Source organism: Pseudomonas sp. C6002, assembly GCF_013385805.1.
GTDB lineage: Bacteria > Pseudomonadota > Gammaproteobacteria > Pseudomonadales > Pseudomonadaceae > Aquipseudomonas.
Genome location: NZ_JACAPH010000030.1, coordinates 411,251 through 426,532, shown reverse-complemented (window position 1 = coordinate 426,532; position 15,282 = coordinate 411,251). Strand labels below are relative to the sequence as shown.

Annotated in this window: 15 protein-coding genes; 8 read left to right on the top strand and 7 right to left on the bottom strand. The window is 61.7% G+C overall.

Translation table 11 applies throughout. The features are described from left to right. Positions 1-19: 19 nt before the first annotated feature. Positions 20-1,168, bottom strand: a complete 1,149-nt coding sequence (gene argE / locus HX817_RS21670) for an acetylornithine deacetylase (RefSeq protein WP_003213916.1) — start codon at positions 1,166-1,168, stop codon at positions 20-22. Between the two features lie 158 nt (positions 1,169-1,326). Here argE and HX817_RS21665 point away from each other — a divergent pair, with 158 nt between their 5' ends. After that, positions 1,327-2,694 carry an inorganic triphosphatase gene (locus tag HX817_RS21665; RefSeq protein ID WP_008438903.1) on the top strand — a complete coding sequence of 456 codons (1,368 nt, stop codon included), beginning with the start codon at positions 1,327-1,329 and terminating at the stop codon, positions 2,692-2,694. A 56-nt stretch (positions 2,695-2,750) separates the two neighbouring features. Here HX817_RS21665 and HX817_RS21660 read toward each other — a convergent pair whose 3' ends face one another. After that, a complete protein-coding gene (locus HX817_RS21660) occupies positions 2,751-3,221 on the bottom strand; it encodes an Lrp/AsnC family transcriptional regulator (protein ID WP_087693276.1) in 471 nt (156 codons plus the stop codon). Positions 3,222-3,348: 127 nt separating this feature from the next. On the opposite strand from HX817_RS21660, the gene HX817_RS21655 reads away from it, so the two are divergent. The 7 genes from HX817_RS21655 (at position 3,349) to HX817_RS21625 (ending at position 9,426) form a co-directional block, all read left to right on the top strand. Then, positions 3,349-3,687, top strand: coding sequence for a hypothetical protein (locus HX817_RS21655; RefSeq protein ID WP_102604088.1), 339 nt, complete (start codon positions 3,349-3,351; stop codon positions 3,685-3,687). An 84-nt stretch (positions 3,688-3,771) separates the two neighbouring features. Then, on the top strand, positions 3,772-5,475 hold the full coding sequence (locus tag HX817_RS21650) for a GspE/PulE family protein (RefSeq protein WP_177041134.1): 1,704 nt from the start codon (positions 3,772-3,774) through the stop codon (positions 5,473-5,475). Between the two features lie 56 nt (positions 5,476-5,531). Then, positions 5,532-6,452 (top strand): SPFH domain-containing protein, encoded by a 921-nt coding sequence (locus HX817_RS21645; protein ID WP_003213925.1) that lies wholly within the window; start codon positions 5,532-5,534, stop codon positions 6,450-6,452. A 10-nt stretch (positions 6,453-6,462) separates the two neighbouring features. After that, positions 6,463-6,909, top strand: a complete 447-nt coding sequence (locus HX817_RS21640) for an NfeD family protein (protein ID WP_177041133.1) — start codon at positions 6,463-6,465, stop codon at positions 6,907-6,909. A gap of 69 nt (positions 6,910-6,978) precedes the next feature. Then, complete coding sequence (locus tag HX817_RS21635; RefSeq protein WP_008438896.1) at positions 6,979-7,296, top strand: DUF2388 domain-containing protein; 318 nt, start codon at positions 6,979-6,981, stop codon at positions 7,294-7,296. A 160-nt stretch (positions 7,297-7,456) separates the two neighbouring features. Next, positions 7,457-8,128 carry an outer membrane protein gene (locus tag HX817_RS21630; RefSeq protein WP_177041131.1) on the top strand — a complete coding sequence of 224 codons (672 nt, stop codon included), beginning with the start codon at positions 7,457-7,459 and terminating at the stop codon, positions 8,126-8,128. Between the two features lie 158 nt (positions 8,129-8,286). Next, entirely contained in the window at positions 8,287-9,426 is a 1,140-nt protein-coding gene (locus tag HX817_RS21625) for a DegT/DnrJ/EryC1/StrS aminotransferase family protein (RefSeq protein WP_087693281.1), read from the top strand. 42 nt (positions 9,427-9,468) lie between these two features. On the opposite strand, the gene gcvH is transcribed toward HX817_RS21625, so the two are convergent. The 5 genes from gcvH to HX817_RS21600 form a co-directional block, all read right to left on the bottom strand. Then, a complete protein-coding gene (gene gcvH / locus HX817_RS21620; RefSeq protein WP_087693282.1) occupies positions 9,469-9,852 on the bottom strand; it encodes a glycine cleavage system protein GcvH in 384 nt (127 codons plus the stop codon). Between the two features lie 51 nt (positions 9,853-9,903). After that, positions 9,904-10,986 carry a glycine cleavage system aminomethyltransferase GcvT gene (gcvT, locus tag HX817_RS21615; protein WP_003213938.1) on the bottom strand — a complete coding sequence of 361 codons (1,083 nt, stop codon included), beginning with the start codon at positions 10,984-10,986 and terminating at the stop codon, positions 9,904-9,906. 156 nt (positions 10,987-11,142) lie between these two features. Continuing rightward, positions 11,143-12,759 carry an iron ABC transporter permease gene (locus tag HX817_RS21610; RefSeq protein WP_177041129.1) on the bottom strand — a complete coding sequence of 539 codons (1,617 nt, stop codon included), beginning with the start codon at positions 12,757-12,759 and terminating at the stop codon, positions 11,143-11,145. A 197-nt stretch (positions 12,760-12,956) separates the two neighbouring features. After that, positions 12,957-13,961, bottom strand: a complete 1,005-nt coding sequence (locus HX817_RS21605) for an extracellular solute-binding protein (RefSeq protein WP_008438892.1) — start codon at positions 13,959-13,961, stop codon at positions 12,957-12,959. A 95-nt stretch (positions 13,962-14,056) separates the two neighbouring features. Further along, positions 14,057-15,274 (bottom strand): 2-octaprenyl-3-methyl-6-methoxy-1,4-benzoquinol hydroxylase, encoded by a 1,218-nt coding sequence (locus tag HX817_RS21600; RefSeq protein ID WP_177020368.1) that lies wholly within the window; start codon positions 15,272-15,274, stop codon positions 14,057-14,059. Positions 15,275-15,282: the final 8 nt, after the last annotated feature.

Here is a 15,282-nt window from a genome sequence, read left to right as displayed (position 1 = left end):
CGGATGGGCAGGGGTTAATTTATGCAGGTGTCAGGCAGTAATGTTGAATCAGTTCACGCAATAGACGCACTGTAGGCGTCAAGCGTGACATTTCAAGGTACTCGCCTGGCTGGTGGGCGCAGGCGATATCGCCAGGGCCAAGCACCAGGGTCTCGCAACCAAGGCGCTGAAGATAAGGCGCTTCGGTGCCGAACGCCACTGCTTCGGCGCGATGACCGGTAAGTCGTTCAGCTACCCGCACCAATTCTGCATCCTCGGCCTGCTCGAACGGCGGCACTTCGGGGAACAGCGGCGCGTAGTCGATCTTCACCTGATGGCGCTCGGCCAAGGGTTCGAGCTTCTGCCGGATGGCAGCGCGCAGCACCTGGGGATCCATGCCCGGCAGGGGCCGCAGGTCGAATTCCAGGGAGCATTGGCCGCAGATGCGGTTGGGGTTGTCGCCACCGTGGATGCAGCCGAAGTTCATGGTCGGCTGCGGCACGCTGAACTGCGGGTTGCGGTATTCGCGCTGCCAGGCCAGGCGCAGGCCACGCAGTTCGCCAATGGCGTCATGCATGGCTTCGAGGGCACTGTGGCCCAGGCTTGGGTCCGACGAATGGCCGCTGCGCCCGAGGATATCGATGCGCTCCATCATTACGCCCTTGTGCAGGCGGATGGGTTTGAGGCCGGTGGGTTCACCGATCACCGCCGCACGGCCCAAGGGACGACCCGCCTCGGCCAGTGCACGAGCACCGGCCATGGAGCTTTCTTCATCGCAGGTGGCAAGAATCAGCAGCGGCTGCTTGAAAGGCTGGTCGAGCAACGGCTGGACGGCTTCGATCACCAGGGCGAAAAAGCCCTTCATGTCACAGCTGCCCAGTCCTACCCAGCGGCCGTCGACTTCCGTCAGCTTGAGCGGATCGGTCTGCCATAGGGCGCCGTCGTACGGCACGGTGTCACTGTGGCCCGCCAACACCAGGCCGCCAGGGCCGGTGCCGAAACTGGCCAACAGGTTGAATTTGCCTGGGCTGACCTGCTGGATGTCGCAGGCAAAGCCCAGGTCTGCCAGCCAGGTGGCGAGCAAATCGATGACCGGGCGGTTGGATTGGTCGAGAGAGGCCTGGGTACAACTGACCGAAGGCGCGGCAATCAGCGCGGCGAATTGTTCTTTCATGGACGGTAAAGGCATGCGCTGTCTCTCAACTTCCCGGACGAACCCCATCATAGAGCTATCTGAGTGACACAATAAACCGTTGCGGCACGTTGCCGGGCTCAGTCCTGTACACTGCACGACCTTGGCAGCCACTCTTTTCCCCGGCTGCGCTCCCGATCCTGGATTTTCCGGCCATGCAGAAAGAAACCGAAATCAAGCTCCGTGTCAGCCGCGAAACCCTCGCCGCGCTGCGTGAGCACCCGTTACTGAAAAAACGCAACAAAAGTGGCTGGGAACGCCGTGAGTTGATGAACCAGTACTTCGACACCCCGGAACGCGACCTGGCCCAGGCCAAAGTGGCCCTGCGCCTGCGCAAAGACGGCGACGAAGTGATCCAGACCCTCAAGACCCGTGGCCAGAGCGTCGCCGGCTTGTCGGAACGCAATGAGTACAACTGGGACCTGGCCAAAGCCAAGCTCGACGTGAAGAAACTCGACGGCGAATGCTGGCCCGAGCAACTGGCCGAGCTGGACAAAAAGACCCTCAAGCCGATCTTCACCACCGATTTCGTCCGCGAACGCGCTGAAATCGCCTGGGGCCGCGGCAAGGCCAAGGTGGTGATCGAAGCCGCCCTGGACCTGGGCCACGTGGTTGCCGGCAAGCAGAAAGAAGAAATCTGCGAGCTGGAACTGGAACTGCGCGAAGGCGACCCGGCCGCCCTGCTGGAGCTGGCCGCTGAACTGGCCGCGACCCTGGCGCTGATGCCGTGCGATATCAGCAAGGCCGAGCGTGGCTATCGCCTGTTCGACGCCAACAGCTACTCCCTGAGCCTGCCGGCACCGCTGCTGCACGCCGAAATGCCGCTGGACGACGCATTTGCTGCCGTCATGTGGCATCTGTTGGGCAGCAGCCAGCGCCTGGCCGAGCAATACCGTTTCAACGGCCACTGGCGCCTGCTGCAGGACTGGGTGGAAAACCTCGGCGAACTGCGGGCCCTGCTCGGCAGCCTCGGCCAGGCCGCACCGCGTCAGTCCACCAGCGAATTGCGCGCCGCACTGGACGCCTTGCTGGAAGACTGGCGTCCGCTGGTCCAGGCCGGTGACGACGATGAAGACATCCGCAAGGCCGCGCCGGAGCAGTTCGCCGAAGAACTGGAAGACGTGCGCTGGGGTTTGTTCTCCCTGACCACTTCCCGCTGGCTGCTGGCCCGCACCTGGGCCGCGGATCGCAACGTGCGTGGCAATCGCCAGGGCGCTGCACAGCTGGCCAACTGGCTGCCGCGCCTGCTGGCCGATGACGCTGTTGCCCTGCAACTGCCGCGCTACCAGCAACAGCCGGAAGACCTGGCCGAGCAACTGCCGCGTATCGAACGCATCCTGGCCTGGCTGCACCATGCACGCCAGGTGCTGGATATCGCCGAGCTGGACCGTTTGTATGGCGAGCTGAACAAGCTGGCGCACCTGGCCAACCAGCCGATCACCGATGAGTCGCTGGATGCGCGGATGCATCAGGCGATTGCGGTGTATCAGAATCGCGCCTGGAAAACCCTGCTGCGCCTGTAAAACCTTGTGGCGAGGGAGCTTGCTCCCTCTTCACTAAAATCAGGCCAAGACAACTATCAGCGCAACACCGGCAAACTCGTGGTGGACTTGATCTCCGACAAGGCCACTATCGAGTTGACCTCCTGAATCCCCGGCACCATCGACAGCTTCTCAAAGAAAAACCGCTCATACGCCTCGATGTCCGACGTGACGATCCGCAGTAAAAAGTCCACCGCCCCCATCAGCACATAACATTCCAACACTTCCGGAAAACCGCGAATCGCCTCGGTGAATTCAGTGAAGTTGGAACGGCCGTGGGCGTTGAGTTTCACCTCGGCAAAAATCTGCGTATTAAGGCCGATTTTCTTGCGATCCAGCAGGGTGACCTGGCCGCGAATCACACCCTCCTCTTTCAGCCGCTGAATCCGGCGCCAGCACGGCGACTGCGACAGGCCGACCTGTTCGGCGATCTGCGCGCTGGAGAGCGAAGCGTCTTCCTGCAACAGCGCGAGAATGCGCCGGTCGTACACGTCCAATTCAGCGTGCATAGAAATACCCATTAATCATGATTTAAAGAATTATATGATTCTCTTATAAGCCAATACAGGCTGTTTTAGATAAGAAATCTCCCGCGACGAATGCAAAAATTTCTCCAGTCGAATCCGGAGAATCATCATGCACGTCGTCGAAGCCTCCCACCCCGCCCAACGCGTTGACGCCTGGGCCGTCAGCAATGCCCACTGCCAGGCGCACTATCAAATCCTCGCCGAGGCTGAACCCGACGTGTTGTGCCGGGTGCTCAACTATTTTGCCCTGCAGTTCCTGGTGCCACGTCAGGTGAGCGTGCAGCGTGAAGACGACCTGCTGGCGATCGATATCGTGATGGATGGCCTGAGCTGGCACCGGGCCCAGGTGATCGGCGAAAAACTTCGTAACCTGATCAGTGTGTGCTCGCTGGAGCTGCGCCCGGCAGATGCTGCGCGGCCTCTGGCGGTCCAGGCGGCCGCTCAGTAAAAGCCTGCAATATACCTCGGAGGCCGAAGCGCAAAGGGTGACTAGCCTGAGGACTACGCCTAATCGTTGCCCAGGAACGTCACCATGTCCGTTGCGCCAAATCCGCAGGATCGCTGGCTGGAAATCCATCAGTTGTTGCCTGCCCTGATCGACCAGGGCCTGGTGCCCGCCGACCTGGCCCTACCGGCGAACAGTGGGCTGCATCCCCTGGAATGCATTGCCAGCCAGGGGCCGTCTCTGGAAATGCTGACCGAATGGCTCGCCCGCCACTGCGGCCAGCCCTACCTGCGTATCGACCCGTTGAAAATCGACGTCGCGGCGGTGGTGCCGCTGATGTCCTATGCCTTTGCCCAGCGCCACAAGATCCTGGCCGTTGCGGTCGACGCCCACAGCGTTACCGTCGCCAGTGCCCAGCCTTACGTGTGCAGTTGGGAAGCCGGCCTGGCTCAGGTGTTGAAGCGCTCCATCAAGCGGGTGCTGGCCAATCCCCAGGAGATCCAGCGCTGCACCGTGGAGTTTTACCGACTGGCGAAATCGGTCAGCGGCGCCATTGATCAAAAAACCTCCGGCGCGCCGAATATCGAACAACTGCTCAATCTCGGCGCCAGCGACCAGGAGCCCGACGCCAACGACGCGCACATCGTCAACATCGTCGACTGGCTGTTGCAGTACGCCTTTGGCCAGCGGGCCAGTGATATCCATATCGAACCCGGACGCGATCAGGGGCGCGTGCGTTTTCGCATCGACGGGCTGCTGCATGACGTCTATCAATTCCCATCCCAGGTGACGATGGCGGTGGTCAGCCGCCTGAAAAGCCTGGGCCGGATGAACGTGGCGGAAAAACGCAAACCCCAGGACGGCCGGGTGAAGACCAAAAGCCCCACGGGCGGGGAAGTGGAGGTGCGCCTGTCGACCTTGCCCATAGCCTTCGGCGAAAAGCTGGTGATGCGAATTTTTGACCCGCAGGTGCTGCACAAGGATTTCCAGCAACTGGGACTTTCCAGCGACGACCTGCAACGCTGGCAATCCATGACCGGCCAGGCCAACGGCATCATCCTGGTCACCGGCCCTACCGGTTCCGGCAAGACCAGCACGCTGTACACCACGCTCAAGCAATTGGCCACTCGCGAGGTCAACCTGTGCACCGTCGAAGACCCGATCGAGATGGTGGAGCCGGCCTTCAACCAGATGCAGGTGCAGCACAACATCGACCTGACCTTCGCCAGCGGCATCCGCGCCCTGATGCGCCAGGACCCGGACATCATCATGATCGGCGAGATTCGCGACCTGGAAACCGCAGAAATGGCGATCCAGGCCGCCCTGACCGGGCATCTGGTGCTGTCGACGTTGCACACCAACGATGCGCCCGGCGCCATCAGCCGCTTGCTGGAACTGGGCATTCCCCATTACCTGATCAATGCCACGCTGCTGGGGGTGATGGCCCAGCGCCTGGTCAGGCTGTTGTGCCCGCACTGCAAGCGGCAAGCCGGGCAGGTCCATCAGGCAGTGGGTTGCGGCGAGTGCCGGGAAAGTGGCTATCGGGGTCGAGCCGGGGTCTACGAGATCATGCTGATGAACGATCGCCTCAAGGCCCTGGTCAGCCCGGGCACCGACCTCCAGGCCCTGCGTCTGGCGGCCCTTGAACAGGGAATGTGCAGCTTGCGGTCCGCCGGTATGCGCAAGGTAATGGCAGGACTGACAACACTTGAAGAGGTACTGCGAGTGACGCCTGGGGATTCAGAAACAAATCCTTTGATCGATGGCGCGGTAATCCGTCCTTATCCGTGACAACACCGTTACAATCGGAAAAACCTCGCTTCACCGTCACCAGACAAGGAATCGTTATGCAGATCGGAACCGTACTGCTTCTTTTTGTAGGCTTGGCCGTCGCCATCCTTTTCATGGGTTTCAAGGTGGTCCCGCAGGGTTACCAGTGGACAGTCGAGCGCTTCGGCCGCTACACCAACACCCTCAAGCCCGGCCTGAACATCATCATTCCGGTCATGGACCGCATCGGTCGCAAGATCAACGTGATGGAAAGCGTGCTGGATATCCCACCCCAGGAAGTCATCACCGCTGACAACGCCACGGTGCAGATCGACGCCGTGTGCTTCTTCCAGGTGGTCAATACCGCCCAGGCTGCCTACGAGGTGAACAACCTCGAACACGCCATCCGCAACCTGTTGCAAACCAACATCCGTACCGTGCTCGGCTCCATGGAGCTGGATGCGATGCTCAGCCAGCGTGACGGCATCAACGAAAAACTGCTGCGCACCGTCGACGAAGCCACCGCACCGTGGGGCATCAAGATCACCCGGATCGAGATCAAGGACATCAGCCCGCCTGCCGACCTGATGGCCGCCATGTCCGGCCAGATGAAGGCCGAGCGGATCAAGCGTGCGCAGATCCTCGAGGCCGAAGGCCTGCGAGCCTCCGCGATCCTGACCGCCGAAGGCAAGAAGCAGGCGCAGATCCTGGAGGCCGAAGGTGGTCGTCAGGCCGCCTTCCTGGAATCCGAAGCCCGCGAACGTCAGGCCGAGGCCGAAGCCCGCGCCACTCAAGTGGTATCGGAAGCCATCGCCACCGGTAACGTGCAGGCCATCAACTACTTCGTCGCCCAGAAATACATCGACGCACTGGGCAAGCTGGCCTCGGCCAACAACAGCAAGGTGATCCTGATGCCGCTGGAAGCCAGCCAGGTGATTGGCGCAGTCGGCGGCATCGGCGAAATCGTCAAGGCAACCTTCGACAACAAGAAAGCCTGAGGCACGCACCATGTGGGAATTCCTGCAGCACCTGTCGTTTTGGGACTGGCTGGCACTGGGCACGGTGCTGTTGATCCTTGAAGTGTTCGGTGCCGGTGGTTATCTGCTGTGGATGGGCATCGCCGCGGCAGCCGTGGGCGTGATCAAGTTCCTGGTGCCGAGCCTGGGGCTGGAGTGGCAACTGCTGCTGTTCGCCGTGTTGTCGATCCTCACGGCGGTGTACTGGTGGCGACGCCAGCGCAGCAGCGCCAAGGTCAGCGACCAGCCGGGGCTGAACATGCGCGGCTCCGAGTTGATCGGTCGCACCTTTGTGGTGCATCAGGCCATCGTCGAGGGCCGTGGCAAGATCAAGGTGGGTGACGGTGTGTGGATGGCATCCGGGCGGGACGCGCCGGCTGGGGCACACGTACGTGTCATTGGTCAGGAAGGCGTGATTTTGCAGGTTGAAACTGTTTAGTCATCCATGGAACTCGGCTGGGCTATCTACAATCAAACTGTTCAGATAACCCAGTCGGAGTCACCCATCATGCGTCTAAAATATGCTGTCGCAACCCTCGCTGTGCTTTCCCTTCCTGTCGGTTCAGCCATGGCCGACAGCTTCTGGCGTAATGTCATCTCATCGGGTGCCACGACCGGCTCGACGTACCTGACCTTCAAGGACCACAAAATGGTAGTCGCCGCCCAGGACGACGCCGGTAGCTTCGTCGCCAGTGACGGCAACATCCGTGGCCCATACCTGGAAGCTGCGATGCAGAAAGTCCGCGCCGATAACCCTGGCCTCAAGGCCACGGATATGGACCTGGCGAACGCAATCCTGGCAAAAAACGCCATTGCTTCCGAGTAATACCGCCGCATAAAAAATGCCGTTCCTCGAGAGCGGCATTTTTTTGCCCTGATTTCCTACGCCAGACGCTGGCGATTCCGCATCTGAACAGGAAAAGTCCTGTCGAGTTGCAGGCGCGCCCGGCAACAAGCTATCGATTCCCTTCAGACTGAGTGAATCGATGACCATGCAAAAACTCTCCTACGCCCTGCTGCTCGCCGCGGTTGCCACGCCTTATGCCCAGGCAGAAAGCTGGTACGGGTCGGCAAAGCTCAACAGCGCCCGGCAGAATCTCTCAAGCTCACTGCTGACCAGCCCACGCGTAACCCACCGGGTAGAAGCCCCCGACAGCAGCAAGACGTTCACCGGCTCATTCGCCGTGGGCTATGCCTTTGCCGATGGCTGGCGCGTGGAGGGGGAATACACGATGCCCAGCCACTCGACCTTCAAATCCCATTGGGCACCGTTCAATGCCAACGTCAACAGCCTGCGCACCGACAGCCAGCGCCTGATGCTCAACGGTTATAAAAACATCCCGATCAATGAATGGCTGTCGTTCTACGGTATGGCGGGAGTCGGCGTGGCCCAGGTTGACGCCGAGGGTTACCAGACCAACGACACCCGCCGTTTCGCCAGCAATCGCCAATACAACTTCGCCTACAGCGTTGGCCTGGGGCTGGATGCCAAGGTCAGCGAAACCCTGACCCTGGGTACCGGCTGGCGTTACGTGGACATGGGCGGGATCGAGACCGGCTACAACACGTTCGCCAATCGGATAAACGCCCGGGACGAACAGCTCAAAGGCAAGCTCAAAGAGCAGAACGTGTTTCTTGAGGCACGCGTTGCCTTCTGACACCGATGCTGAAATGCCGCTCCCGAGGCGGCATTTTTTGTTTCAGGCGGGACGATTCATTCACAGACGACAGGCTATATTCAGTCGAGCCGTGCAACCATGCCCGGCATTGATATGCTTTTTTCTCATCGCCTTCTGAAACGGATGCCTTCAACGTCATGAGCCAACTGCCCTTTCTGCCGTTCTCCAAGCCCACTATTGATGAAGCCACCATCTCGGCGGTAGGCGACGTACTGCGCTCCGGCTGGATCACCAGCGGGCCGAAAGTGCAGGCGTTCGAGGCGCAGTTGTCGGAATATTTTGGGGGGCGCCCGGTGCGTACCTTCAACTCGGGCACCTGCACCATGGAGATTGCCTTGCGCATCGCCGGTATCGGGCCTGGTGACGAAGTCATCACCACCCCGATTTCGTGGGTAGCCACGGCCAACGTGATTCTGGAAGTCGGTGCCACGCCGGTGTTCGCCGACATCGACCCGGTGACCCGCAATATCGACCTGGCCAAGGTGGAAGCCGCGATCACACCGCGCACCAAGGCAATCATCCCGGTATACCTGGCGGGCCTGCCGTTGGACATGCCATTGCTCTACGCGCTGGCCAACAAGTACAACCTGCGCATCGTCGAAGATGCAGCCCAGGCCCTGGGTTCCAGCTGGGATGGCCAACGCATTGGCGCTACCGGCGATTTCGTATCGTTCAGCTTCCAGGCGAACAAGAACATCACCTCGTCCGAAGGCGGCTGCCTGGTATTGAACAACGCTGAAGAAGCGCGCCTGGCGGAAAAATATCGCCTGCAGGGCGTGACCCGCACCGGCTTCGATGGCCTCGACGTGGATGTGTTGGGCGGCAAGTTCAACATGACCGACATCGCAGCAGCCATCGGCCTGGGCCAGTTTGCCCATATCGAGAAGATCACTGCCCACCGCCAGGAACTGGCGCGTCACTATTTCGAATGCTTCGGCAGTGATTTTGAAGCGCAGTACGGTGCGCAATTGCCACCGGCAGACTTCGAAAACAGCAACTGGCACCTGTTCCAGCTGGTACTGCCGGAGCGCCAGGACGGCCTGCCCGCACGCGCCACGTTCATGGAGCAGATGCAGGCCCATGGCGTCGGCATTGGCTATCACTACCCGCCGATCCACCTGCTGAGCTTGTACAAGGCACAGGGATTCAAGGAAGGCATGTTCCCGGTAGCGGAAAAAGTGGGGCGTTTGATTGTGTCGTTGCCGATGTTCACGGCGATGACGAAAGCGGACGTAGAGCGTTCGGTAGCGGCGGTAAAAGCGGTGTTGAAGCGCTGACAAAACCTTTGCGGGAGCCGGTTGCCGGCTCCCGCAGCGGGATCACTCGCCGATGGCAGCCTTGTAGCCGGCAGCGTCCAGCAATTTTTTCAGTTCATCCGGGTTGCTTGGCTTGAGCTTGAAGATCCAGGCGCCGTAAGGGTCGGAGTTCAACAGCTCTGGCTCACCGCTCAAGGCGTCGTTCACCGCGATCACTTCGCCAGCAATTGGCGAGTAGATATCCGAAGCGGCCTTCACCGATTCAACCACGCCGGCCTGGTCAGCCGCCTTGAACACGTTGCCGACTTCGGTCAACTCAACGAACACTACATCCCCCAATGCTTCCTGGGCATGGTCCGAGATCCCGACGGTCACGGTGCCGTCAGCTTCCAGACGGGCCCATTCGTGACTTTCGGCAAAACGCAGGTCGGCAGGGATATCGCTCATAGTCTGTGTCCTCAAGGAAAAATGTCAGCGGCCATTGGCCCGCCGGAAAAGTTAGATCAATGTTTTGCCATGGCGCACGAACGTCGGTTTGACCACCCGAACCGGGTACCACTTGCCGCGGATTTCCACCTCGGCCCGGTCAGCAGTCGCCGACGGCACACGCGCCAGGGCAATGGATTTGCTTAGCGTAGGAGAGAAACTACCACTGGTGATCTCTCCTTCGCCAACATTGGCGATACGAACCACCTGGTGAGCGCGTAAAACCCCGCGCTCTTCCAGCACCAGGCCGACCAGCTTGGACTTCACACCCGCAGCCTTTTCGGCTTCCAGGGCGGCGCGGCCGATGAAATCCCGCTCGGCCGGCTCCCAGGCGATGCTCCAGGCCATGTTGGCTGCCAGGGGCGAAACGTCCTGATGAATATCCTGACCGTAAAGGTTCATGCCGGCCTCGAGGCGCAGCGTGTCGCGGGCGCCGAGGCCGATGGGCGAAATGCCTGCGCCTACCAGGTCGTTGAAGAACGCCGGGGCCTGATCGGCCGGCAGGACAATTTCAAGACCGTCTTCGCCGGTGTAACCGGTGCGCGCGATAAACCAGTCGCCGTCAGCCAGGCCTTCAAAGGGCTTGAGCTGATGGATCAGGGTGGCGCGGGACTGGGTCACCAGTTCAGCGATCTTTTGCCGGGCATGGGGGCCTTGAATGGCGAGCATGGCCAATTCGGGCCGCTCGCGGAGCTGGGCCTGATAGCTGCCGAGCCGAGCCTGCATCCAGGCCATGTCCTGGTCACGGGTGGCGGCGTTGACCACCAGCCGGTAACCGCCCTCGGTGCGGTAGACGATCATGTCGTCCACCACGCCGCCCTGCTCGTTGAGCATGGCGCTGTATAACGCGCGGCCGCAGCCGTGCAATCGGTCAACATCATTGGCCAGCAAATGCTGGAGCCATTCCTTGGCCTGGGGGCCTGTGATATCGATCACGGTCATATGGGATACATCGAACACCCCGCAGTCGCGTCGCACCTGATGGTGCTCCTCAACCTGCGAGCCGTAGTGCAAAGGCATATCCCAACCGCCAAAATCGACCATTTTCGCGCCAAGGGCGAGATGCAGGTCATACAGAGGCGTGCGCTGTCCCATGGGTTTCTCCTTCCGGGCGTGGCGAAGGTGCGGACGGTCGCCGTTCGGGCCGCACGCCTTGAAATACAAGGCCTGTAGCCGCGTTCAGCAACCCGATCTGAAAGATCGACCGCACCGAATGCCGCGCATTGTAGCCTCAAGCCGTAGGACTGGCACCTAACCGATTCGTCGCGCCGAACGTCGGATCAACCCGATGACCGGTAACAGCCCCACCAATACCAGGGTCAGGGCCGGCAGCGAAGCCCGCGCCCACTCCCCTTCGCTGGTCATCTCGAAAATCCGCACCGCCAGCGTGTCCCAGCCGAACGGGCGCATCAGCAGGGTCGCCGGCATTTCCTTGAGCACATCGACAAACACCAGCAGCGCCGCGCTCAGGGTGCCCGGCAGCAAAAGTGGCAGATACACTTTGCAAAACAGTCGCGGCCCGCTGACCCCAAGACTGCGGGCGGCTTCCGGCAAGGACGGACGGATTCGCGCCAGGCTGTTTTCCAGCGGCCCGTAGGCCACCGCAATGAAGCGCACCAGATACGCCAGCAGCAAGGCCGACAAACTGCCCAGTAACAGCGGTTTGCCGGCGCCCCCCAGCCAGCCGGAGACCGGGATCACCAGTTCACGATCCAGGTAGCTGAACGCCAGCATGATCGACACCGCCAGTACCGAGCCGGGCAGCGCGTAGCCTACGTTGGCCAGGCTGATGCCGGAGCGGATGGCCCGGGTGGGCGCCAGGCGATGGGCGAACGCCAGCACCAGGGCCACGCTGACGGTGATCAGGGCAGCCATACCGCCTAGGTACAGGGTATGGACGATCAAACCGGCGTAGCGCTCGTCCAGGTCTAAACGGCCACGCTGCCAGAACCAGGCCACCAGTTGCAGCATCGGGATCACGAACGCGCAGGCGAACACCAATCCGCACCAACCACTGGCCAACGCCGCCTTGAACCCGCGCAGATGGTAAAGCGCCTTGCCGCGAGGTCGCTCGTTGCTCGGCCGGCTGGCGCCCCGGGCACGGCGTTCGCCGTACAGCACCAGCATCACCACCAACAGCAACAGGCTGGCCAGTTGCGCGGCACTGGAGAGGCTGAAAAAGCCGTACCAGGTCTTGTAGATGGCGGTGGTAAAGGTGTCGAAGTTGAACACCGAGACGGCACCGAAATCCGCCAGGGTTTCCATCAACGCGAGGGCCACGCCCGCACCGATAGCGGGACGCGCCATGGGCAGGGCCACCCGCCAGAACGCTTGCCACGGCGACTGCCCCAAGACACGCGCCGCTTCCATCAGGCCTTTGCCCTGGGCGAGAAACGCGGTGCGCGCCAGCAGATAAACGTAGGGGTAGAACACCAACACCAGCACGATGATCACACCGCTGGTCGAGCGCACACGCGGCAGGCGCAGGCCTGTACCAAACCATTCGCGCAGCAGGGTTTGCACCGGGCCGGAGAAATCCAGCAGGCCGACGAAGACGAAGGCGAGCACATAGGCGGGAATCGCGAAGGGCAGCATCAACGCCCAGTCCAGCCAGCGCCGGCCGGGGAATTCGCAGAGGCTGGTCAGCCAGGCCAGGCTGACGCCCAGCAGCGTAACGCCCACACCGACGCCCAGCACCAGGGTCAAGGTGTTGCCCAGCAGACGTGGCATCTGGGTTTCCCACAGGTGGGACCAGATTTGATGGTCGATGGTCTGCCACGACAGCAACAGCACGCTCAGCGGCAGCAGCACCAGGGCGGCAACGGTGAAGACCGGCAGGTACCAGCGGCGATGGGCGGGATGGGCCAAAGGTTAATTCTCAGAGAATGAATAGCTTGAAGCCAGCGCTAACCAATGTGGGAGCGGGCTTGTGTGGGAGCGGGCTTGCTCGCGAAAGCGGCGTGTCAGTCAACGCATATGTGACTGATACACCCTCTTCGCGAGCAAGCCCGCTCCCACACAAACCCGCCCCCACATTTAGATCGGCGGCGCCTTGCAAATTGTATCTAGTTCCAGCCAGCGCGATCCATCAAGCGAATCGCCTCAGCCTGACGCTTGCCCGCCACTTCCACCGGCAATGTGTCAGCCACAAACTTGCCCCAGGTCGCGACTTCAGCCGACGGCGGCACCGCCGGGTTGGCCGGGAATTCCTGGTTCACATCCGCAAAGATCTTCTGCGCTTCCGGCGTGGTCATCCACTCCACTAGCGCCTTGGCTGCTTCCGGGTGCGGTGCATGCTTGGTCAGGCCGATGCCCGACAGGTTGACGTGCACCCCGCGGTCGCCCTGGTTCGGCCAGAACAACTTCACCGCCAGGTCCGGCTTCTGCTTGTGCAGGCGGCCGTAGTAGTAGGTGTTCACGATGCCCACGTCACACTGCCCGGCGTTGATCGCTTCCAGCACGGCAATGTCATCGGAGAACACGTCGGTGGACAGGTTGTTGACCCAGCCCTTGACGATTTCTTCGGTCTTGGCCGCGCCGTGGGTTTCGATCAGGGTGGCGGTCAGCGACTGGTTGTAGACCTTCTTCGCGGTGCGCAGGCACAGGCGGCCTTCCCACTGTTTGTCGGCCAGGGCTTCGTAGGTGGTCAGGTCGCCCGGTTTCACGCGATCGGTGGAGTAGGCGATGGTCCGCGCTCGCAGGCTCAGGCCAGTCCAGGCATGGGCCGAAGAACGGTATTGAAGGGGAATATTCTTGTCGATCACCGCAGAGGTGAACGGCTGCAGGATGCCCATCTGCTCGGCCTGCCAGAGGTTACCGGCGTCGACGGTGAGCAGCAGGTCGGCGGTGGCGTTTTCACCTTCGGCCTTGATGCGCTGCATCAGCGGCGCTTCCTTGTCGGTGATGAACTTCACCTGCACGCCGGTCTTCTTGGTGTAGGCGTCGAACACCGGCTTGATCAGTTCGTCGATGCGCGAGGAGTAGACCACGACCTCATCGGCCGCCTGCACGGTGGTGCTGCCGATAAGAGTGAGTGCCAGGGCAGTCAGGAGGCGCTTGGGTGCCAGCATGGGTGCGGTCTCTCATTTGCAAAAAGAGCGCAAATGATAAGGACTCACATTTGGTAACGCTCAACGGAGCCGTTACCAGATGTTGCACAGCGCACTCAGGCCTTGGCCAGCTCCGGCAAATCCCCGGTCAAACCCAATGCCTGACGCACAAACAACGCCTTGGCCTCCGGCATCTGCTCAACCACCTTCAGCCCTGCATTACGCAGCCAGCGCAACGGCAGTTGATCGGCCTGGAACAACCGCTCAAAGCCTTCCATCGCCGCCATCAGCGCCAGGTTGTGGGGCATGCGCCGACGCTCGTAACGGCTGAGCACCTTCACATCCGCCAGGCGCTCGCCGCGCTCGTTGGCCGCCAGCAGCACCTCGGCGAGCACCGCCGCATCGAGGAAGCCCAGGTTCACGCCCTGCCCCGCCAGCGGATGAATGACGTGGGCCGCGTCGCCAATCAATGCCAGGCCTTCGGCCACGTAACGTTTGGCGTGGCGCTGACGCAACGGCACGCACAGCCGTGGATCGGCGCTTATCACGCTGCCCAGGCGGCCTTCGAAGGCATTTTCCAGTTCACGGCAGAAGCTTTCATCGTCCAGCGCCATCAAGCGCTCGGACTCACTCGGGGTGGTCGACCAGACGATCGAACACCAGTCTTCCTGCCCGTCCCGCACCAGCGGCAGGAATGCCAGCGGGCCATTGTCGGTAAAACGCTGCCAGGCCGTCTTTTGATGCACCTGGCTGCTGCGCACACTGGTGACGATGGCGTTGTGCAAATAATCCCACTCACGGGTAGCGGTGCCGGTCAGGCGACGTACTGCCGAGTTGGCGCCGTCCGCCGCGACCACCAGCGGCGCGCGCAAGGTGCGGCCATCGGCGAGGGTCAGCAGCCAGTCATCGCCGGAGCGGCGCATCTGTTCCAGGCGCGCATTGGCCAGCAGGCCGAGGTCGCAGTCGTGCAGGCGGTCGAGCAAGGCGTCCTGGACCACACGGTTTTCGACGATATGCCCCAGCACCTCGGCATGCACGCTGGCCGCCGAGAAGTGGATCTGCCCGGTGCCGCTGCCGTCCCACACCTGCATCTCGCCGTACGGGCTGGCACGTCGCTCGACAATGCCTCCCCACACGCCAAGGCGCTCGAGGATGCGCTGGCTGGCGGCCGACAAGGCGCTCACCCGCGGTTCGAACGCAGCATGAGGGTCGAACGGCTTGACGCTCAGGGGGCTGCCGTCGAGCAGCAGCACCTGCAGGCCACTGCCCTGCAACGCCAGCGCCAGGGCGCTTCCGACCATTCCGGCCCCGACAATCAGCACATCTGCGCGCATGTCCATGC